Raw genomic sequence first — 18,935 nt, 5'->3', positions numbered from 1 at the left:
AAATATCCTCTATTGAAGGAATCTCAATGCCCCCCCTCCGCCCCATCGCTCTTTTGGTCAGCGCCGGCTTATTGGCAGGTTGCGCGGTCGGTCCGGACTACCATCGTCCAGACGCTCCGCTTTCGGATCGTTACTTGGGTCAGTCTTCTGTCGAGCAGCGGCGTGGAGCGACGCCGGCCAGCCTTGTAGCCTGGTGGGAAGGCTTTGGTGATCCAGTGCTCACCGACTTCATCTCCAAGGCGCTTGAGCAGAATCTGGACCTGGCGCAGGCATCGGCGCGAGTCACACAGGCGCGGGCCGGACTAGGTGCTGCAAATGCCGCTTTACTCCCCTCAGGGAACATCAGCGCACAGGCCGCGCGTTCCTACCAGTCAATCGAGACGCCGCTCGGCCAGGTGTTGAACTCAACACCTGGCAATGATCGGTACGCAAGTTCCTACGAGGCCAACCTCGATGCCAGCTGGGAGGCAGATGTCTTTGGCGGATTGCGCCGCGGACACGAGGCTGCTCTTGCCGAGTACCAGGCTTCCCAGGCGGGCGTCGCTGCCACAAGATTGGCCATCGCCGCGCAGACCGCTGATATCTACATCACTATCCGCGGACTGCAGACCCGGCTGGACATTGCGAATAGGCAAGTCAAAACGCAGCAGGATTTGTTAGAGAAAGTCCAATTGCTCTACAGCAAGGGGCTCGCCGCCAACTATCAGGTTCGCCAGACCGAGGGGGCGCTATCGCAGGTCCAAGCAACAGTGCCGGCCCTGCAGACCGGACTGGATGCTGCGATGAATGCGCTGGATGTCATGCTCGGCACGCCGCCAGGCACTCACCGCACGCAATTGGCAAGTGCGGGGAGCATTCCGGTAGCGCCGCAGATAAAGGCAATGGGAACGCCGGCCGATTTGCTGCGCCGCAGGCCAGATCTCATTGTGGCTGAGCGCCATCTTGCAGCCTCAAACGCACGCATCGGAGAGGCGATTGCTGAGTACTACCCGAAATTCTCCCTTGGCGCATTGCTGGGTAGTGCCACGGCTGTCTCCGCAGGCAACCTTTTTACCGGCGGCGCCAGCCAGTCGGCGGGCGTATTGGGACTGCGCTGGAGACTCTTCGACTTCGGTCGCATAAACGCCCAAATCGACCAAGCCAAGGGACAGGAGACCGAAACCCTGGCCGCTTACCGTCAGTCCGTACTGCGTGCCACCGAGGATGTCGAGAACGCGCTCTCCTCACTGGTGAATCGGGAAGCTCAAGCAACCACCCTCACTGTTGGAGAGGCGTCTCTGACACAGGCTCGCCAATCGTCGTTCATTGCCTATGAGAAAGGCACGGCCAGCCTGATCGATGTTCTGCACGCTGACGAGACGTTGCTGCAGGCTTCTGATGCCCGAGCTCAAGCACGAACGGAATCGGCACGAGCGGCGGTTGCGGCATTCAAGTCGCTAGGTGGTGGCTGGCAACCTCCTGAAGCCCAGCCTGTTGCGACACGATGACCTGATAGGAGCGAAGTGACCAACTCAATAAATAATCACAAAAAAGATAAATAAAATGCCCTTCGATGGATGGGAAGAAGGGCAAAGTTAAAAGCCGTTTTGATGATCTGGTGCTTACCCGGGTATGCCGCAAACCTTTAGCCGAAGGTCAAGGCATGAGGCTACGCAAGATGAGATTGGAGGTGAGCGTGGGCGCCTCCTCGACGAAATCGAGGTTGTACTGCAGCAGTAAAGGGTTGACGAATGGTCGCAGCGCGAGATGTATCGCTTCTACTGTCTCATCCAGCGGAGTCTTGCGTTCAAATTCGCCAATCTCTCGCCCCTCTCGCACGATTTGCGCCACGAAGCGTTTGATCTGTGCGTCATAAGCCTGCGTACTGGGCCAGCTTTCCGACGCCGCGAACGCTGCAATGTCATACAGTTTTCGGTCGTTGAAGAACAGATTCACACCTGTGGCGATCACCGTCTTGACCAAGCGTCGAAAGCGCTCCGTCGGCGACAGGTCTTCTACATTGATTGCCTGCTCCACAGCCGCGACGATTTCTGCCAGACAATTTGCGCAGATGGCTTCACCGATCGCCTGCTTGGAATCAAAAAATTTGTAGATGTAGGCCTTTGAAAACCCGATGGCCTTAGCCAGGTCGGAAACCGTGGTTTTGCCGTAGCCGTACTGACTGAAATGTTCATTGGCCGCTGCGACAATCTGGTCTCGAATGTCGTGATCGGCCGGGCCACGGAGGCTAGGCGAAGAGGAAGATTTTGATGGCTGATTCATGAGTACAGCTTACTCACCCTATCAAAGACTGACAACTTGTGACCGATTAGTTTTATAGTCACAAACCGACAGCAAAAAGCCGATCTGTCTATTCGACAGATCGGCCCTTTTCAGTCGCAGTGAGCGTCAGACATGCTCACTGCTTTTCACGTGCGCCGCCCGTGGCTCGCCATGCTCGTGGTCCACCTCAACCACCGGAATCTCCTTGCCGTCGCAATCGTGCAGTTTACCGTCGCTGAAGTAGTCCCCTTCACGCAACGCCGCCAGATCCTGATAACGCAGCACTCGCTCGGTACCGGCCGCAAACACCGATTGCTGGTCGGAGTTACCGGCGGTGAGGTGGTTGAAGGTCAGGTTCAGCACGATGGCCATGATCGCCGACGAACTGATGCCCGAATGGAAAATGGTTGCGAACCAGCTCGGGAATTGATCGTAGAAGCTCGGTGCCGCGATCGGGATCATGCCGAAGCCGATCGAGGTGGCAACGATGATCAGGTTGACGTTGTTGCGGTAGTCGACCTTGGACAAGGTGCGAATGCCGCTGGCCGCGACGGTGCCGAACAGCACGATGCCGGCGCCACCCAGTACGGAGGTCGGTACGGCGGCGATGACCCGGCCCATGAACGGCAGCAGGCCGAGGAGCACCAGGAACAGACCGCCAGTGGCCACCACGTAGCGGCTCTTGATGCCGGTGACCGCCACCAGGCCGACGTTCTGGGCGAAGGCGCTCTGGGTGAAGGAACCGAAGATCGGCGCGAACATGCTCGACAGCATGTCGGCGCGCAGGCCGTTGCCCAGGCGCTTGGAGTCAACCTTGGTGCCGATGATTTCGCCGACGGCAAGAATGTCCGCCGAGGTCTCCACCAGCGTCACCATCACCACGATGCACATCGACAGGATCGCAGCGAAGTGGAAGGTCGGCATGCCGAAGTGGAACGGCGTCGGGAAGCCGAACATCGGGCCCTGGGTCACGGAGGAGAAATCCGCCATACCGAGGAACACCGCGATCACCGTGCCGACGACCATGGCCAGCAGAATCGACAGGCGGGAGATGGTCGCGCTACCGATTTTGCTCAGCAACAGCACCAGCACCAGCGTTACCGCCGCCAGACCGATGTTCGCCATGCTGCCGAAGTCCGGCGCATGGCTGTTGCCGCCCATTGCCCAGCGCGCGGCTACCGGCATCAGCGTCAGGCCGATGGTGGTAATCACGATGCCGGTCACCAGCGGCGGGAAGAACTTGGTGATACGCGAGAACACCGGGGTTATCAGTAACCCGATCAGGGACGCCGCTATCACCGCCCCCAGCACCGATTGAAACCCGCCCTCCCCACCACTGCTGACAATCGCCACCATGGTCGCGACGCCAGAGAAAGATACGCCCTGCACCAGCGGCAATTGACAACCAAAAAACGGTAGACCCAGGGTTTGCAGCAGCGTTGCCAACCCCCCCGCAAACAATGAAGCAGCAATCAACAAACCGATGTCCGCTGGCGAGAGCCCGGCCGCCTGGCCGATGATCAATGGCACAGCGACGATACCGCCATACATGGTCAGAACATGTTGCAGGCCATAAGCCATATTCGCGCCGATCCCTAGGTTTTCGTCCTCGGGCCGTTGGTGTGAAACATGGGGCGTTTTCATGGTAGGGGGTTCCCTGGTTTTTGTTATGCGCACACTGTATGCAAGACATAGGACAAATGTCTATAGAGTTGTATACAACTTGTCGGTCACAAAATGGATACTTGTCCATTTCCGCCCGATCCCCACCTTCCCGGCCCCGCCAAAAACCTCGAAATACATCCCTCGCCGCCCACCACCGGGTGCTGACTAGTCTTTTGAATTCCTGGCGACCATCGGTAAGGTCTGCCCCTTCTATATACATATAAAGTATGCATAATGAAGCCATTCGAAATTCAGTTCCACAAGGCAAAGAACGCAGCCAACAAACTCAAGCACCAAGGCATCAGCCTCGCAGAGACTGAACCGGTATTCCATGACGAACGAGCGCTGACCATCGAGGACAACCACCATGATGAACAACGCTGGATCACCCTGGGGCTGGATGCCAAAGGCCGTTTGCTGGTTGTCGTGTATACCCACCGCGATCCGGATTTCGTTCGAATCATTTCCGCGCGCGTCGCCACCAAAAGCGAGCGCCGCCAGTACCTGGAGGCATGACCGATGAAAGACGAATACGATTTCAGCAACGCCAGGCGCGGGGCCGTGGTGCCCGCCAAAGGCAAGACCCGCATAACCATCATGCTCGATGACGCTGTCATCGAAGCCGCCCGGGCTCTGGCGGAAAACGAGGGGTACGGCTACCAGACGGCGATTAACAATACCTTGCGCCGAGCCTTGCTCAACGAAGGCAAGCGCGCGCACCTGAAGCAACCCCTGACCCCTGCCGAACTCAAGGGCCTGGAGCAGAAACTGGCAGAGGCCTTGCGCGAAATCCAGCGGGTGATGGAGCCGGGAGTCCGGCCCTGAAACACCAAGGGCCGATCAATCGGATCAGCCCTTGGTGATATCCAGGATCAGCCAGCTACCGGGGTGCAGTGATCAATCGTTCCAGCGTCCGCGCCAATTGCGCCTGTTCCGGTACGCGAATGCCGAACTCGCTGCCCAGCAGGCCAATCAGTTCCTGAACATCCGTCACCTCCCGCCGCTCGCTGTCATGGCCAATCCGGTGAATCGCGAAGCTGCCGTTGTTGAGCGTGCGCCGCCATCCCTCCCCGGTGCGCGCCACCATCAACTGCTTGACGAAAGTCGACTCGGGGTGGGTCGAGACGTACCAGTTGCCCACAGCGAAATCGATGTCTTCCTGGCGTTGCAGGTCGAAGATGTACATCGCTCGCCATTCGCCCGCGACGTTGGCGCGCAGGGTAAAACCATCGACGTGCAGGTCGATGCGATACGACTCGTGTGGGGTGGGTTGTTCGGCGCGAGTATCAAGCAGCAGGGGCGCGGTCGGCACCATGCCGCCGAAGCCGACGTCGGTGATGTAGCGCACGTCATTGATGATGACCAGGCTCAGGCGATGGGTCCGGGCCGTCCAGGCACCCTCCGGCTGGCCCATCACCACCCGGCCGCTGATGGCACGGGCGTCGAAACCCAAATCCTGAAGCAAGGCCAGGAACAGGTTGTTGAGTTCGTAGCAGTACCCGCCACGACCATCGTGCAAGACCTTCTGCTCGATGGACGGCAAGTCGATCAGCACCGGTTCGCCGGATAACGTGGTGAGGTTTTCAAACGGGAAAACGCCGGTATGGCGCAATTGCAGTTGGCGCAAGGTTTCCAGGGTCGGTGCCGGAGGTGCATCGAAGCCCAGGCGTCGCAGATACAAGACAAGGTCGGTCAGGCGTGGCTCGCTCATCGTTCAATCCTTTTGCACGCAAGCGGCGGATTGTTCCGCCAGTGGCCGCTATGTATACGGGATCAAGCACTGTCGCCGACAATTGATTTAGCCAATCACCCGGCATGAAAAAACTCAACGCCGCTTGTGCGAGCCCAATTGAATCCAGGTCGGCGCGTGGTCGCTGGCATGGGGCTCGTTGCGCACCCACGCATCCACCCCGGCGTCTTGCAGATACGGACTCAGGGCCGGGTTGAGCAGCAGATGATCAATGCGCAGCCCCGAGTTTTTCTGCCAATGCTGGCGAAAATAATCCCAGAACGTGTAGAGCCGGTCCTGCGGATGCAAGTGCCGCAACGAATCGGTCCAGCCCTGGTCCAGCAACCGCTGGTAGCACTCGCGACTTTCCGGTTGCAGCAAGGCGTCCTTGAGCCAGGAGCGCGGGTTGTAGATGTCCAGGTCGGTGGGCACCACGTTGTAGTCGCCCGCCAGCACCACCGGATGTTCGCTGCCTTGAAGTGTCTGCGCATGACGGATAAGCCGTTCGAACCACGCCAGCTTGTACTCGAATTTCGGCCCCGGTTGCGGGTTGCCGTTGGGCAGATACAGGCAACCCACCAGAACCCCGTGGACAGCGGCTTCCAGATAACGACTGTGGTTGTCGCTGTCATCGCCGGGCAATCCGCGTCGGCTTTCCAGCGGCTGCGCATCCCGCGCCAGGATCGCCACGCCGTTCCAGGACGCCTGCCCCTGCCAGATGGCGCCGTAGCCGGCCGCCTCAAGTTCAGCCGCCGGGAATGCGCTGTCCACCGCCTTCAACTCCTGCAGGCAGGCGATGTCCGGTTTTTCCCGCTCAAGCCAGGCCAGCAGATTCGGCAACCGTGCGCGCAGGCCATTGACGTTGAACGTGGCAATCCGCAGTTTCTTCATGAATGGACACTCCTGAGGGCGAGATGCCTGACGTGTGACAGCAGCACGTTTCGGAGGTTGCGTCACCAATCTCGGGGGCGTAGACCCTTGAGCGTAAGCTGGAAGATGATGGCCGGCGCTGAGACAGCCGCTCGTCATCCGGTCAGCACCAACCGCGTGCCCCGTCACACCAACATCAGGTAACGACTCACTCCGGGAGACGACCATGATGAACATCAGAATGACTTCGTTGCTCTTGGCCGGATGCTTGTCGGCAACGTCCCTGGCCACCTTTGCGGCGTCCGGCGATAGCCCTGGCACGCCCGGTACGGCACCCGGCGCAACCCGCAATTCAACCCTGCTGCCAGACAACAACCGCCCCAGTGCCCCCTCGGGCAACAGCAGCAGTCGTGGCCCCAGCTCCTCAAGCGGCACTACCGGCGTCAATGGTCCGGGCAGTGGCGCGGGCGGTGGCACCGGTGCGCCCGGTGGCGGAACCGGCGGAGCTGGCGGCGGAACGGGTAGCTGGACAGGCCAAAGCCGCCAATGACCTGCAGTCGTTGAGGGTCTTGGTCGCCCGAGGCTTGCATCGGCTTGACCGCCGGCGGGTTCGGCAGCGCTAACCGAACTCTATACGATCAATCGAGCCTGGCCCGGGAGACAGACCATCGGCAGCAACGGCACTTCAGCGGTCGGAGCGCATCAACGCCTCGACACCACCGGCCATCGACAAGGTTGCCACGCGGTTTCGCCCCGAATGCTTGGCCTGATACAGCGCCGCATCCGCCCGCTCGACAAACACATCCATGCTGTCACGCCCCGACGGCACAAACGAATAGCAACCGAGGCTGACCGTCACGTAGCCGTTGGGCGAGCCGGTGTGACTGATGTGCCTGTCGATGACGCTGCGGCGAATATGCTCGGCAATCGTCATGGCGCCATGGATGTCGGTGTCCGGCAGCAGCACCGCAAACTCTTCGCCGCCGTAACGCACCGCCAGATCGGCCTTGCGCTGGCAGCAACTTTTCAGCGCGCGCGCCACTTCGGCCAGGCAGTGATCCCCCACCACGTGGCCGTAGGTGTCGTTGTAACGCTTGAAGTAATCGATATCGAGCATGATCAGGCTCAACGGGCTGGCCTGCCGGGCACCGCGCCCAAACTCGACGTCCAGTGCCCGCTCGAACAGTCGGCGGTTGGCCAGCCCGGTCAGGCTGTCGTGGGTGGCGATCAGTTCCAGCGCTTGCTGGGCCCTGCGCAAATCCGACTCGACCCGCTCGCCAACACGCACCTGATGCAGGAACACCCACCCGAACAGCCCCACACCCAGCAGCACCACGGCAACGATGAGACTGGAGCGAAACGCCGTGTCGTACCAGCCCGCGAGAATAGACTCCGTGGACGACGCAGCAGCGACCACCAGCGGATAGCCCTCCAGCTGTCGGTAACCGTACATGCGCGTCACACCATCAATGGTGGACGCGAACATCGCATTGCCGGAGGTAGCCAGCGGCAGGAACTTCTGGAAGATCTCGCTCTGGGCCAGCGAAACGCCGATCTGCGCCTCTACAAAAGGCCGGCGCGCCAACAACGTGCCATCGGTCAGGCCGAGAAACATCGAGCCGTTGTCGTCGAGGCTGAAGCTTTTGAAGAACTGGTCGAAGTACGACATCTTGATGCCGGCCAGCAATACACCCTGGAAGTGCCCGTTCCTGTCGTTGACCCGCCTGGAAACCGGAATGATCCACTCGCCGTTTTCCCGACTGCGGATGGCCGGGCCGATATGCGCCACCGACGATACGTTCTGCTGGTGATACTTGAAGTACTCGCGATCGGCGACGCCGGGCCCCCGGGGCAGGTTTTCAAACGAGGTCACCACCCACTGGCCCTTCTGGTCGAACAGCAGGATGCCGTGCAATTGATCCAGCGCCAGCACCCGCCGGGCGAAGGTCTGCTGCAAGCGTGGCCGCTGGTCCGGGCCGAAACCATCGACCTGAATCCAGTCCACCAGGCTGGTCAGCACCAGGTCGGCCTTCATGAAGGTATCTTCGGCTTGCTGCGCCATGGCCCGCGTCAGGTTCGAAGACGCCACTTGCGCAAGGCTCAGGTCGTGGCGACGGGACTGTTCCAGTTGCAGGTAGAGCAAACCGCACAGGCACAGGCACACCGTCGCAATGAACAATACCGCGGCCTTGCGCAGCGGTATGCGTTTCAATGCGATGCCAGGGGTGTGGTCCAGGTCGTTAAAGCGCGTGGGCAAAAATTCATCCTGTCGGGGGCAAGGCGTGGGCAACAACCCGAAGCCCTCAGTCTTCGTGGGGCGTAGTTTACGGGGTTATCCAGGACAAATGGGTGGCCACTTGCCCAGCGGTATCACGCCTGCCCTGCCTGAGCTGCGAACATGACCCAGGGCAAACACTGCCTGCGCATCAACGAGCTACGATTAGACAGACCTCAATACAGGGAATCGACATGAACAAAGCAGACGAGCTCGCTGCAAAATTGAAACAGACACGGCTGACCAGCGCGGATCAGGCGATCGATGGCTGGCCGGGCCTGGTCTACGAACTGTATCAGCGGATAGAAACCTGGCTGCTGCCCTTGACCGAAGCGGGCCTGGTCCTGCGGCGCAACCCCACCCACGTGTTCGAGAGTCACCCCGGTGGCGACGCTTACGACTACGCCATCGACCAGTTGGTGATCACCGGCAACGAGCACAGCATTACCTTTGACCCGGTTGCACGCTTCACCACCGATGGCGAGGGGCGGGTCGAAATCCACACCGCAGGCAATGAACTCGCCCTGTTGCGCACCGTGGATGAACACGGTGAAACACACTGGTGGCTACAAACGATCGAGCAAGCCACCGCGCAGGCAGATGCGGTGGCGCTGACTGAAACCGATCTGCTTGTGGTGGTGCAACAAGGGTTGGCGCTGTAAAAAGGGCACCCACCGCAAATCCTGTGGGAGCGGGCTTGCTCGCGAAGGCGTCGTGTCAATCGCCTCAGGGCGCGCTGACACACCGCTTTCGCGAGCAAGCCCGCTCCCACAATGCCCGGTGTTATTCGTTACTGTTGGTTCTGCCCCGTCACCACCAGCGGTATCTCTGCACGACGCAAGTCCAGGGCCGGCAACTTCGTAGGCTGACTCAGGCCCTGCAGCACCCTGGCATCGTAATCATAAATGTCGGGCTTGAACGTCACCCGCCCGTCATTGCTCAAGTCCACGGTCCAGTAAGCCAACAACACTGGCACTTTCACCGGCAGCAGGACGTTCTCGGTCCGGCCATTGGCCAATTGCTTCTGGATGCCGGCGCTGTTCCAGCGCACCGGGTCGTTGAACAACAACTCGACCAGTTGCAGCGGGTTTTCCACGCGGATGCAGCCTGAACTGGTGGCCCGGACCGTTTTGGCAAACAGTTCGCGGTGCGGCGTGTCATGCAGGTAAATCGCATAGTCGTTGGGGAAACGGATGACCACCTGCCCCAGCGAACTGTCGGGGCCAGCATCCTGACGCAGGTGGATGCCCCGCGGGTTGCTCCAGTCGACACTCGACGGATCGAGCACATTGCCTTCGCGATCAAGCACGCGAATCCGGTTGGCCGCCAGATAGCCCGGATCGTTCTGGACTTTTGGAATCACGTCCTGCTTGAGAATGGTCGGCGGCACGGTCCAGGTCGGGTTGAACGTGATGTAGGTGATTTCGGCCTGGAATACCGGCGTACTGCGCACCGGTTTACCGACTTGCACCCGCGAACGCCAGATCGGCAGACCGTCGCGGTACATCGCCACCTTGTAGCCGGCGATATCGACGATCACGAAGGTGCCCTGAAGCTTGTACAACAGCCACCGGGCGCGCTCCATGTTGACCCGCACCTGATCGATCCGCGCCGCGACCGGCACGTTCAGTGCCGCCAGCGTCGCCGCCCCCGCCACGCCATCGGCCCCCAGGTATTGCTCGGCCTGATATTTCTTCACCGCGGCAATGACCTTATCGTCGTAGCCGGCTTTTTTCGACAGGTGCGGGTCCAGGTAACCGCCCGCCACCAGGCGCGCGCGCAGTTGTGAGACCGCCACCCCGTCCATACCGGGCTTGAGCGATTGACCTTCGGTGACTTTCGGCCAGCCGCCCGCATCCTGGACCTGACGCAACCGGGCCAGGCCTTCACGCAAATTGCGGTAAATCTCTTCCTGAGGCGGTGCATCGGCGAATGCACGCGCCACGTCGTGGGCATCGAGGGCGGCAAACAGATTGTTCATGTCTTCGTGGGCATCGCCGCCGGCAGGTTCGAAATTCCAGTGAATGTCCAGCCGCGACGGATCGACCTTGCCCCGTCGCAGCTGCAGCAGCGCGGTGATGAAGGTGCGGGTCGCCGCCATGTCGAACATCGCCCGTTGCGCCGTGGATGGCATGGCCGCCACCAGCGATTCATGGGCCTGGGCCAGTTCGGCTATGCGGAAATCCGATGGGTTCAGGCCGTCGATCCGGGTGTCTTCGAGGCTCTTGAGCAATTGCGCCACGTCACGATCGTCCGTCCACGCGGCGCGATAGTTGCGATGCATATAGAAATCCAGCACCACCCGGCTGACATCCACACGCTGATGGCGCCTGGAGGTGAGCAACGGCGGAAAGGCCGAGCGCAGCGGTTCGAGCGTCGCCTGAATCGCTTGGCCGACCGCGTCGTCGGGCGCCGCGGCATCGATTGTGCTGCTCGGCGCAGATACCGGCTCAATCGGCGAAGTTTGCCCAAACGCCGCACCGCTGATCAGAAAGCCCATAAAAAATATGCGGCTTATGACGAATGACCTTGTTAATTGCACCATGGATAATCCTTAATCCTCCGTTTCAAACGGCTAGCTTTCCACTCGCTGCTAGACTCGAAATTATCATGATGAGACCCGACTATGGCGCTAAACCGCTTTGGCCTTTTATTTGCCATTTTACTGACGTGCCTTTCAGTAACGTCAGCCTACGCCGATTCGCTTGAAAACGCGCTGGTCAAAGCAGCACCCGGCGCCGACGCCAAAGTGATTGCCCTGGCCGTTCGCGCCACCCAATGCAGCCGCGCCCAGGGTGTCGCCCCCGCCCAACGACTGGCGGTGATCGATTACTCCCTGCCCTCGACCGAACAACGCCTGTGGGTCTTCGATCTTAAGCGGCGCAAGTTGCTGTTTCACGAACTCGTCGCCCATGGTCGCAACAGCGGTGAAAACATGGCCACGCTGTTTTCCAACCGCAACGAAAGCCACGCCACCAGCCTCGGCCTGTTCCGCACCCAGCAAAGCTACCTCGGCCAGAACGGTTACTCGTTGCGCATGGAAGGCCTGGAGCCCGGCTTCAACGACAACGCCTTTGACCGGGCCATCGTCATTCACGGCGCGCCCTATGTCAGCCCGGTGCTGGCCCGCGCCAATGGCCGTATCGGCCGCAGCCTGGGTTGCCCCGCCGTCAGACCGGCGATTGCCCACCGGCTGATTGATTCGATGAAGGACGGGCAGTTGCTGTTTTCCTACTACCCGGACCAACGCTGGCTGAAGTCGTCGTCCTACATCAACTGCGGCGGCGACACCGTGGCCTCGAGGGAAAAGTCCACTTCAAGCCAGAAAACGACGCCCAACCTGTCAAAACTGTAATCTTCGCCTCAGCCTGCTGAAAGCACCGCCCGCTAGACTAGTCGACAAGTTCAACAGGCTGACGGGCGGAACACACGGCATGCACTCCCACACTTCAAGACGCACCTTCGTCAAAGGCCTGGCCATCGGCGGGCTCTTCGGCGGCCTCGGGTTATGGCGCACGCCGGTCTGGGCGATCAGCAGCCCCGGCGAACCCCAGGTGCTGGCCGGTAATGATTTCGAGCTGTTCATCGGTGAATCCCCGGTCAACTTCACCGGCAGCCCGCGCACCGCGATGACCATCAACGGCGGCATCCCCGGCCCGCTGTTGCGCTGGCGTGAAGGCGATACGGTGACGCTGCGGGTGCGCAACAGACTCAAGGACAACACCTCCATTCACTGGCACGGCATCTTGCTGCCGGCGAACATGGACGGCGTGCCGGGGCTGAGCTTCAAGGGCATCGAGCCGGGCGGCATGTACGTCTACCAGTTCACCGTGCGCCAGAACGGCACCTACTGGTATCACAGCCATTCGGGGGTTCAGGAACAATCCGGGGTCTACGGCCCGCTGGTGATCGACGCCAAGGACCCGGAGCCGTTCCAGTACGACCGCGACTACGTGGTAATGCTCAGCGACTGGACCGATGAAGACCCGGTCGGCCTGATGAAGACCCTGAAAAAACAGTCCGATTACTACAACTTCAACAAACGCACCGTGGGCGACTTCATCCACGACGTCAGCGAAAAAGGCTGGGGGCCGACCGTCGCCGACCGCAAGATGTGGGCCGAGATGAAGATGAACCCCACCGACCTGGCGGACGTCGGCGGCGCCACTTACACCTACCTGTTGAACGGCCAGGCGCCGGATTCGAACTGGACCGGGGTGTTCCGCCCGGGGGAAAAGCTGCGGCTGCGCTTCATCAACGGCTCGGCCATGAGCTACTTCGACGTGCGCATCCCCGGCCTGAAAATGACCGTGGTCGCCGCCGATGGCCTGCACGTCAAACCGGTGAGCGTCGACGAGTTTCGCATTGCCGTGGCGGAAACCTTCGACGTTATCGTCGAGCCGACCGAAGCGGCCTACACCCTGTTCGCCCAGGCAATGGATCGCACCGGCTACGCACGGGGCACCCTGGCGCTGAAAGCGGGACAGGTTGCGCCACTGCCGCCACTGGATCCGCGCCCCCTGGTGACCATGGAGGACATGGGCATGGGCGGCATGGACCACGGCAGCATGGCAGGCATGGATCACAGCAACATGCCCGGCATGCAGTCCCACCCGGCCTCGGAAACCGACAACCCGCTGGTGGACATGCAAGCCATGTCCACCTCACCGAAACTCGACGATCCCGGCATGGGCCTGCGCAACAACGGGCGCCGCGTGCTCACCTACTCCGACCTGCGCAGCACCTTCGAAGACCCGGACGGCCGCGAGCCCGGCCGCACCATAGAGCTGCACCTGACCGGCCACATGGAAAAATTCGCCTGGTCGTTCAACGGTGTGAAGTTCTCCGATGCAGAGCCCCTGCGCCTCAAATACGGCGAGCGGCTGCGGATCGTGCTGGTCAACGACACAATGATGATGCACCCCATCCACCTGCACGGCATGTGGAGCGACCTCGAAGACGAGAACGGCCAGTTCATGGTGCGCAAACACACCATCGACATGCCACCGGGCTCCCGGCGCACCTATCGGGTCACTGCCGATGCGCTCGGCCGCTGGGCCTACCACTGCCATCTCCTGTACCACATGGAAATGGGCATGTTCCGTGAAGTTCGCGTGGAAGAATGAGGTGCACCCCATGATTCGATTCACCCCGTTTTTTTTGGCCCTCGCGACCTCGACGGCGATGGCCGCCAGCGATGACATGCAAGGCATGGATCACAGCCTGATGAACCACAGCCAGATGCAGGGCATGGACGACAATCAGATGCAAACCATGGACGAGGGCCAGATGCAGCCCGCCGCCCCCAGCGAAAGCCGTACGCCAATCCCGGTGCTGACCGACGCCGATCGCGCGGCGGTGTATGCCGATCCCGCCGGCCACCACGTACATGACAGCACGCTCAATTCATTCTTCCTCGCCGACAAACTGGAATGGCAGGACGCCGATGACGGCAGCACCCTGGCCTGGGATTTGTCCGGTTGGGTCGGCGGCGACATTGATCGCCTGTGGCTGCGCTCCGAAGGCGAACGCACCAACGGCGTGACCGAGGACGCGGAAATCCAGGCCCTGTGGGGCCACGCCATTTCCCCGTGGTGGGACGTCGTCAGCGGCGTGCGCCAGGACTTCAAACCCGGCGCCCCGCAAACCTGGGCCGCGTTCGGCGTGCAGGGCATGGCGCTGTACAACTTCGAGGCCGAAGCCACGGCCTTCATCGGCGAAGGCGGCCAGAGCGCCGTGCGGCTGGAAGGCGACTACGACATCCTGCTGACCAATCGGCTGATCCTGCAGCCGACCGTCGAACTCAACGCCTACGGCAAAAACGATCCACAACGGGGCATCGGCTCGGGGCTGTCCAACACCGAGGCGGGTTTGCGCCTGCGCTACGAAATCCGCCGGGAATTCGCGCCCTACCTCGGCGTGACCTGGAACCGCACCTACGGCAACACCGCCGACTACGCCAACGACGAAGACGAGGACCGCAGCGAAACCCGCCTGGTGCTCGGTATTCGGATGTGGTTCTGAACAGACTCACCTAAAATCAACAACAACCGCTTCAAGCGGTAAAGGACCTTGCATGCGCATCATCAAACCCACCGCCGTCGTTATCGCGTTGCTCAGCGGCCTGCTCATGAGCACCCTCGCTCAGGCACACCCCAAACTGCTCGCCTCCACCCCAGCGGATGGCGCGGAAGGTGCGCCACCCGAGAAGATCGAACTGCACTTTTCGGAAAACCTCGTCACCCAGTTTTCCGGCGCCAAACTGCTGATGACCGAAATGGCCGGCATGGCCCACGCCCCGATGCCGGTCAAGGCCAAGGTCAGCGGCGGCAGCGATCCAAAAACCATGTTCATCACCCCGACAGCCCCCCTGGCTGCCGGCACCTACAAGGTCGAATGGCGTGCGGTGTCGTCGGACACCCACCCGATCACCGGCAACGTCACCTTCAAAGTGAAATGATCGATGAGCGACTCGGCCAACGTCGTGCTGCGGTTTGTGTTGTATGTGGATTTGATGCTGTTGTTTGGCGTGGCGCTGTTCGGGCTCTACAGCCTCAAGGGACAGGAACGGCTATCCGGGACAGTGCTTCCCTTCCACCGATTGTCGACGGCAACAGTCGGGCTCGGCGCACTGCTGTCCGTCGCCGGCATGGTGCTGATGGTCCGCGCCATGAGCGGCGAATCAGACGTCACCGAGTTGCGCCCTCACCTCGAAATGATGCTGTCCGAGACAGACATGGGGTTGGCCTGGGCCGTGCGGATGATTGCGTTAGCAGTCGCGGGTTTGGCGTTGATGCTCAACCCTCGCGCCCCCGGCATCAGCCTGGTGATCGCTGCCACGGCCGGCGGCATCGCCCTCGCCAGCCTGGCCTGGAGCGGGCATGGTGCCATGGACGAAGGCAGCCGCCGTTTCTGGCACTTTACAACGGACATCCTGCACCTGTTGGCCGCCGGCGCCTGGCTCGGTGCGCTGCTGGCGTTTGCGTTGATGGCGCAACCCCGGGCCCTGCAAACCGAAGCACACATACGCTTGTTGGCTCGCGCAGTCAGGCGATTTGAGCTTGTCGGCGCGCTGGTCGTTCTGATCATCACCGTCACGGGCGTGGTGAACTACCTGTTCATCGTCGGGCCGAAACTCGATGAGGTTTTACTCAGCCAGTACGGAGTTCTGCTGGCGATCAAAGTGCTGTTGTTTGCCGGGATGCTGGCGTTGGCGGCGCTAAACCGCTTTCATCTTGGCCCCTTGCTGGAGCGGTCGTTGCGGGAGGGCCAGTATCGCGTGGCAGCCCATGCGCTTCGGCGCAGTGTGGTAGTGGAAATGGCCGCGGCGTTTTTGATTGTGGGGTTGGTGGCGTGGTTGGGGACGTTGAGTCCGGAAATGGAGTGAGCCATCTTTAGGGGGCGTTGATTTTTCATAGCGGTGAAAAAACGGCACCTTCCGGTGCCGTTCGAATTTCGCAGTCCTGCTTTAACTTATCTTGCCCAGTGTCCCGGCCTTGTCACAGAGGTCCATTTGGCTATGACGGGAAATGCCGAGGGCTGTTTTAAGCTTGAGGTGATAGCCCCAAATATCACTCCAACTTCATCAGCCCATACGCAATGAATCCCCAAACAGCAATGCCTACCAGCATTACCGCTTTGATTTTCAAAAGACGCTTTAGATGTGGGGGAAAGTTTTTAATATCCTCGGGGTCCAGCTCGCCAATGCGGATTGAAACCCTTGGCATAGTCACCATCCCGGCGATTTTTGCTATTAGCAAGAGGCCCCCAAACCACCCCTGCTGCCGCAAACCTGGCCCCCAGGTGTGGACATAACGACTATTTTTTAAGGCCTCCAGCATGGCATCAAGGTAACGCCATCTGAGGTACAGACTGTATGCAGTGCTCGCAATGGCCAGCAAGATCGGACCGGCTAGAAGCCAAAAAGCTAGCCAAGACATCCAAAAACCCTTTCCCATCATGGATGGGTTTTCTCGTATAAAATTTCACCCATTAACTCACCTCCATCCCCCATATAAGTCGTACCCACCCATGCTCCAGCACCTATCAAGGTCGCGACGCAGACAACTCCTCCAACTCCGGTAGATACTCCAAGTGCCAGACAGATAGGTCCACTGACATATTTACCTATCTCTGCACCCGCAACGCCACCAAAGGTGGACCCAACAAACTTTCCTCCCTCCGTAAACCTGACCTTCTCGCACGCAGTTCCAGAGTCACCAACACAAACCTCCTGAATAGCCAGCAACGACGAAACTCCGCCAATGCCAATCCCGATGTAACCACCGGTGCTCATGTACTTGGCAGCCCGACTGATTGCATTCACATGAGTGGAATACCCTGGTATCTGCCCCGGCGCCCCGGCCTTGTCCCAATGGTGCACCAGGCTGCGACTGGAAATGCCGAGCGCCGTCTTCAGCTTCGGGTGATCGCCCAAGGTAGTCTGGCCACGCAGGCGAGTGGAGTTCAGCAGATGAGCATCGAGTTGGGCGAGCAGCCGCTGGCGCTCGGCGAAGAACTGCGGCGACCGCAGGTGGCCATGCTGACGATAGCTGTCCTGATGCAGGCGCTCCATGGCTTGCAGGGTGTCGCGCAATCGGGTCAGGTGTTTTTCCATCACCACCGCGCTGACGCCAAGCCAGGTCGAGGTACGGCCGGTAAAACTGGCGATTTCAGCACCGTGGCGGAACATGAATTCGGCTTCGTCCGGCGTCAGGGGATCGAGGGCCAACTTGACCTGCTGCGCGGCCTGCATCAGTTGCGCTTCCTGATAGGTGCAGGAGTGGTTGTTCGGGTCGCCGAGCACGATCAGCGAACCGGCCTTGATATCGCCTCGCTCAGGATTGAGCGCTCGAAACTTGCGCATCACGACGGCATCGGGTGTGGCGAACAGTGTGGCCTCCATGGCCTCGCGGGTCATGCTTTTGGGCACCACATAGAAGCCCGGTTCTTGAGGTTCCGCGCGGGCGAATATCGCAGGCGCTGGAGGGTTCGAAGGGGCGAAACCAGGCTGGCGTGGCGCGGCCGGTTGACTGGTTGCCGCACTGGAAACGGGTTGCACAACGCTCCTGCCCGTTCGCGGTGCAGAATTGGCGCTGCGATAGGTCGCCGTGACCATCGAAGGGATCAGCCGGGCTTTGCAGGGGCAATCGCTATGACTGTCCAGCGTGCCCGCCAAGGCTTTGCCATGACTGATCATGTACGAAATGCCACCCACGATCTTGTAAGTCTTGCCATCCTTGCCACAGCTGACTCGATCACCTTCGCGGGCATGGGCGATACCGAACATCATGACGCCGGTATGACCATCCAGGACTTTGCCACCACAGGTAGTCTTGTCATCCAGACCAATGAAATGTCCCTCGTTCATTGATGTTCTTCCTGCTTGATGGAGGGCAGAAAATCCTCGGCCATCGCTACACCTTCACGTCCCACCAACAAACAACCGCCTTGCAAGGTGTTGATGATCTCGTCTCCATTGCAAAGACGACTGCCGACCAGCGCCACATCGCTATTTCCTTGTCCCGCGCCCGTGACGATCTGCGCCGTACGCCCATCGGCGTACACGACGTAGTCGCCTTTCTGTGCCGCCCGTACTTTCTGGCCGCTCTCTAATGTGAACTCCAGGTGAGCAACTCCCTGCTTGATCACCCCGCCATCGCGGGTTTGACTGCCCTCAGTCGCGATTCGGTAAATGGCCTGAGCGGGATGAGCTTCCATGTATGCCTGCCCCTGGCGAACAACTGCCAAAGCTTCGTCGCAAAAGTGCGCAAGTCGCTCTTCAGTGAAATTTGGGGCGTCAAGACTGCGGAGAAATTCAGGAGAAACTTCGTTGGTATACAAGGGGTGCACAGGTGCATTCATTTGCCACTTCCTTATCGTCATCGGTTTGAGTTGCCTTCCCTCTCGGCAGAAGTGCTGAGCAAAGAGAAGATTGGACGACGACGAATAAGACGGTGGAGTGCGTGCTGAAAGCAATACACTGGCATAGCCAAATGAACGAATAGGAATTTTCGCAATAACCAACAACCCATTTCCTACAACGGTAGTTACAAGAAGTATTTTTTTTGCGCAGTGGAGGCCCGCTGTGTGTGTGGTTTTTTCGCGTGCGAGCGTAGTCCGATGGGTTAACTA

General features: G+C 60.2%; 19 protein-coding genes. 10 read left to right on the top strand and 9 right to left on the bottom strand.

The features are described from left to right. The first annotated feature begins 26 nt into the window (after positions 1-26). Positions 27-1,487, top strand: a complete 1,461-nt coding sequence (locus ASD95_RS12645) for an efflux transporter outer membrane subunit (protein WP_056722128.1) — start codon at positions 27-29, stop codon at positions 1,485-1,487. A gap of 148 nt (positions 1,488-1,635) precedes the next feature. Here the strand turns inward: ASD95_RS12645 and ASD95_RS12640 are convergent, their stop codons facing one another. Both ASD95_RS12640 and ASD95_RS12635 read right to left on the bottom strand, forming a co-directional pair. Further along, positions 1,636-2,262, bottom strand: a complete 627-nt coding sequence (locus tag ASD95_RS12640; RefSeq protein ID WP_056722125.1) for a TetR/AcrR family transcriptional regulator — start codon at positions 2,260-2,262, stop codon at positions 1,636-1,638. A 126-nt stretch (positions 2,263-2,388) separates the two neighbouring features. After that, the gene (locus tag ASD95_RS12635) at positions 2,389-3,906 is read right to left on the bottom strand and encodes a nucleobase:cation symporter-2 family protein (protein ID WP_056722123.1); all 1,518 of its coding nucleotides are present in this window, start codon (positions 3,904-3,906) and stop codon (positions 2,389-2,391) included. A gap of 255 nt (positions 3,907-4,161) precedes the next feature. Here ASD95_RS12635 and ASD95_RS12630 point away from each other — a divergent pair, with 255 nt between their 5' ends. Together ASD95_RS12630 and ASD95_RS12625 are read left to right on the top strand one after the other, a co-directional pair. Continuing rightward, positions 4,162-4,443 carry a BrnT family toxin gene (locus ASD95_RS12630; protein WP_056722121.1) on the top strand — a complete coding sequence of 94 codons (282 nt, stop codon included), beginning with the start codon at positions 4,162-4,164 and terminating at the stop codon, positions 4,441-4,443. Positions 4,444-4,446: 3 nt separating this feature from the next. Beyond that, a complete protein-coding gene (locus ASD95_RS12625; protein WP_056722118.1) occupies positions 4,447-4,752 on the top strand; it encodes a BrnA antitoxin family protein in 306 nt (101 codons plus the stop codon). 55 nt (positions 4,753-4,807) lie between these two features. Here ASD95_RS12625 and ASD95_RS12620 read toward each other — a convergent pair whose 3' ends face one another. Then, the gene (locus tag ASD95_RS12620) at positions 4,808-5,638 is read right to left on the bottom strand and encodes an arylamine N-acetyltransferase family protein (RefSeq protein WP_056722116.1); all 831 of its coding nucleotides are present in this window, start codon (positions 5,636-5,638) and stop codon (positions 4,808-4,810) included. Positions 5,639-5,752: 114 nt separating this feature from the next. Further along, on the bottom strand, positions 5,753-6,547 hold the full coding sequence (locus tag ASD95_RS12615; RefSeq protein ID WP_056722114.1) for an exodeoxyribonuclease III: 795 nt from the start codon (positions 6,545-6,547) through the stop codon (positions 5,753-5,755). Between the two features lie 205 nt (positions 6,548-6,752). Here ASD95_RS12615 and ASD95_RS28615 point away from each other — a divergent pair, with 205 nt between their 5' ends. Then, the gene (locus ASD95_RS28615; protein WP_082562895.1) at positions 6,753-7,076 is read left to right on the top strand and encodes a hypothetical protein; all 324 of its coding nucleotides are present in this window, start codon (positions 6,753-6,755) and stop codon (positions 7,074-7,076) included. Between the two features lie 135 nt (positions 7,077-7,211). On the opposite strand, the gene ASD95_RS12610 is transcribed toward ASD95_RS28615, so the two are convergent. Then, positions 7,212-8,783, bottom strand: coding sequence for a diguanylate cyclase (locus ASD95_RS12610; RefSeq protein WP_056722112.1), 1,572 nt, complete (start codon positions 8,781-8,783; stop codon positions 7,212-7,214). 212 nt (positions 8,784-8,995) lie between these two features. Here ASD95_RS12610 and ASD95_RS12605 point away from each other — a divergent pair, with 212 nt between their 5' ends. Continuing rightward, a complete protein-coding gene (locus ASD95_RS12605) occupies positions 8,996-9,463 on the top strand; it encodes a hypothetical protein (RefSeq protein WP_056722110.1) in 468 nt (155 codons plus the stop codon). 128 nt (positions 9,464-9,591) lie between these two features. On the opposite strand, the gene ASD95_RS12600 is transcribed toward ASD95_RS12605, so the two are convergent. Further along, on the bottom strand, positions 9,592-11,346 hold the full coding sequence (locus ASD95_RS12600) for a L,D-transpeptidase family protein (protein WP_056722108.1): 1,755 nt from the start codon (positions 11,344-11,346) through the stop codon (positions 9,592-9,594). Between the two features lie 81 nt (positions 11,347-11,427). Here ASD95_RS12600 and ASD95_RS12595 point away from each other — a divergent pair, with 81 nt between their 5' ends. The 5 genes from ASD95_RS12595 (at position 11,428) to copD (ending at position 16,188) form a co-directional block, all read left to right on the top strand. Next, on the top strand, positions 11,428-12,156 hold the full coding sequence (locus ASD95_RS12595; protein ID WP_056722106.1) for a murein L,D-transpeptidase catalytic domain family protein: 729 nt from the start codon (positions 11,428-11,430) through the stop codon (positions 12,154-12,156). Positions 12,157-12,235: 79 nt separating this feature from the next. Beyond that, on the top strand, positions 12,236-13,927 hold the full coding sequence (locus ASD95_RS12590) for a copper resistance system multicopper oxidase (RefSeq protein ID WP_056722104.1): 1,692 nt from the start codon (positions 12,236-12,238) through the stop codon (positions 13,925-13,927). Between the two features lie 10 nt (positions 13,928-13,937). Continuing rightward, the gene (locus ASD95_RS12585; protein WP_056722103.1) at positions 13,938-14,825 is read left to right on the top strand and encodes a copper resistance protein B; all 888 of its coding nucleotides are present in this window, start codon (positions 13,938-13,940) and stop codon (positions 14,823-14,825) included. A 52-nt stretch (positions 14,826-14,877) separates the two neighbouring features. Then, positions 14,878-15,261, top strand: a complete 384-nt coding sequence (gene copC, locus ASD95_RS12580; protein WP_056722101.1) for a copper homeostasis periplasmic binding protein CopC — start codon at positions 14,878-14,880, stop codon at positions 15,259-15,261. Between the two features lie 3 nt (positions 15,262-15,264). Continuing rightward, on the top strand, positions 15,265-16,188 hold the full coding sequence (gene copD / locus ASD95_RS12575; RefSeq protein WP_056722099.1) for a copper homeostasis membrane protein CopD: 924 nt from the start codon (positions 15,265-15,267) through the stop codon (positions 16,186-16,188). 184 nt (positions 16,189-16,372) lie between these two features. On the opposite strand, the gene ASD95_RS12570 is transcribed toward copD, so the two are convergent. The 3 genes from ASD95_RS12570 to ASD95_RS12560 are packed head-to-tail and all read right to left on the bottom strand — an operon-like array spanning position 16,373 to position 18,665. Next, positions 16,373-16,741: a hypothetical protein gene (locus tag ASD95_RS12570; RefSeq protein ID WP_223542390.1), complete on the bottom strand. Its 369-nt coding sequence runs from the start codon at positions 16,739-16,741 to the stop codon at positions 16,373-16,375. A 17-nt stretch (positions 16,742-16,758) separates the two neighbouring features. Then, positions 16,759-18,171 carry a PAAR domain-containing protein gene (locus tag ASD95_RS12565; protein WP_056722095.1) on the bottom strand — a complete coding sequence of 471 codons (1,413 nt, stop codon included), beginning with the start codon at positions 18,169-18,171 and terminating at the stop codon, positions 16,759-16,761. Continuing rightward, positions 18,168-18,665, bottom strand: a complete 498-nt coding sequence (locus ASD95_RS12560; protein WP_056722093.1) for a hypothetical protein — start codon at positions 18,663-18,665, stop codon at positions 18,168-18,170. The genes ASD95_RS12565 and ASD95_RS12560 overlap by 4 nt, the downstream gene beginning before the upstream one ends. Between the last annotated feature and the right edge of the window lie 270 nt (positions 18,666-18,935).

Source organism: Pseudomonas sp. Root71 (genome assembly GCF_001429045.1).
Lineage (GTDB): Bacteria > Pseudomonadota > Gammaproteobacteria > Pseudomonadales > Pseudomonadaceae > Aquipseudomonas > Aquipseudomonas monachiensis.
The sequence above is the reverse complement of the archived record's forward strand: the minus strand, read 5'-3'. Positions and strand labels throughout refer to the sequence as shown.

Bases quoted from the DNA above. Each gene is read 5' to 3' on its own strand.
- ASD95_RS12625 (WP_056722118.1), top strand. From the start codon at position 4,447: ATGAAAGACGAATACGATTTCAGCAACGCCAGGCGCGGGGCCGTGGTG.
- ASD95_RS12560 (WP_056722093.1), bottom strand. From the start codon at position 18,665: ATGAATGCACCTGTGCACCCCTTGTATACCAACGAAGTTTCTCCTGAA.
- ASD95_RS28615 (WP_082562895.1), top strand. From the start codon at position 6,753: ATGATGAACATCAGAATGACTTCGTTGCTCTTGGCCGGATGCTTGTCG.
- ASD95_RS12615 (WP_056722114.1), bottom strand. From the start codon at position 6,547: ATGAAGAAACTGCGGATTGCCACGTTCAACGTCAATGGCCTGCGCGCA.
- ASD95_RS12590 (WP_056722104.1), top strand. From the start codon at position 12,236: ATGCACTCCCACACTTCAAGACGCACCTTCGTCAAAGGCCTGGCCATC.
- ASD95_RS12565 (WP_056722095.1), bottom strand. From the start codon at position 18,171: ATGAACGAGGGACATTTCATTGGTCTGGATGACAAGACTACCTGTGGT.
- ASD95_RS12570 (WP_223542390.1), bottom strand. From the start codon at position 16,741: ATGTCTTGGCTAGCTTTTTGGCTTCTAGCCGGTCCGATCTTGCTGGCC.
- ASD95_RS12635 (WP_056722123.1), bottom strand. From the start codon at position 3,906: ATGAAAACGCCCCATGTTTCACACCAACGGCCCGAGGACGAAAACCTA.
- ASD95_RS12600 (WP_056722108.1), bottom strand. From the start codon at position 11,346: ATGGTGCAATTAACAAGGTCATTCGTCATAAGCCGCATATTTTTTATG.
- ASD95_RS12630 (WP_056722121.1), top strand. From the start codon at position 4,162: ATGAAGCCATTCGAAATTCAGTTCCACAAGGCAAAGAACGCAGCCAAC.
- ASD95_RS12595 (WP_056722106.1), top strand. From the start codon at position 11,428: ATGGCGCTAAACCGCTTTGGCCTTTTATTTGCCATTTTACTGACGTGC.
- copC (WP_056722101.1), top strand. From the start codon at position 14,878: ATGCGCATCATCAAACCCACCGCCGTCGTTATCGCGTTGCTCAGCGGC.
- ASD95_RS12605 (WP_056722110.1), top strand. From the start codon at position 8,996: ATGAACAAAGCAGACGAGCTCGCTGCAAAATTGAAACAGACACGGCTG.
- ASD95_RS12585 (WP_056722103.1), top strand. From the start codon at position 13,938: ATGATTCGATTCACCCCGTTTTTTTTGGCCCTCGCGACCTCGACGGCG.
- ASD95_RS12645 (WP_056722128.1), top strand. From the start codon at position 27: ATGCCCCCCCTCCGCCCCATCGCTCTTTTGGTCAGCGCCGGCTTATTG.
- ASD95_RS12620 (WP_056722116.1), bottom strand. From the start codon at position 5,638: ATGAGCGAGCCACGCCTGACCGACCTTGTCTTGTATCTGCGACGCCTG.
- ASD95_RS12640 (WP_056722125.1), bottom strand. From the start codon at position 2,262: ATGAATCAGCCATCAAAATCTTCCTCTTCGCCTAGCCTCCGTGGCCCG.
- copD (WP_056722099.1), top strand. From the start codon at position 15,265: ATGAGCGACTCGGCCAACGTCGTGCTGCGGTTTGTGTTGTATGTGGAT.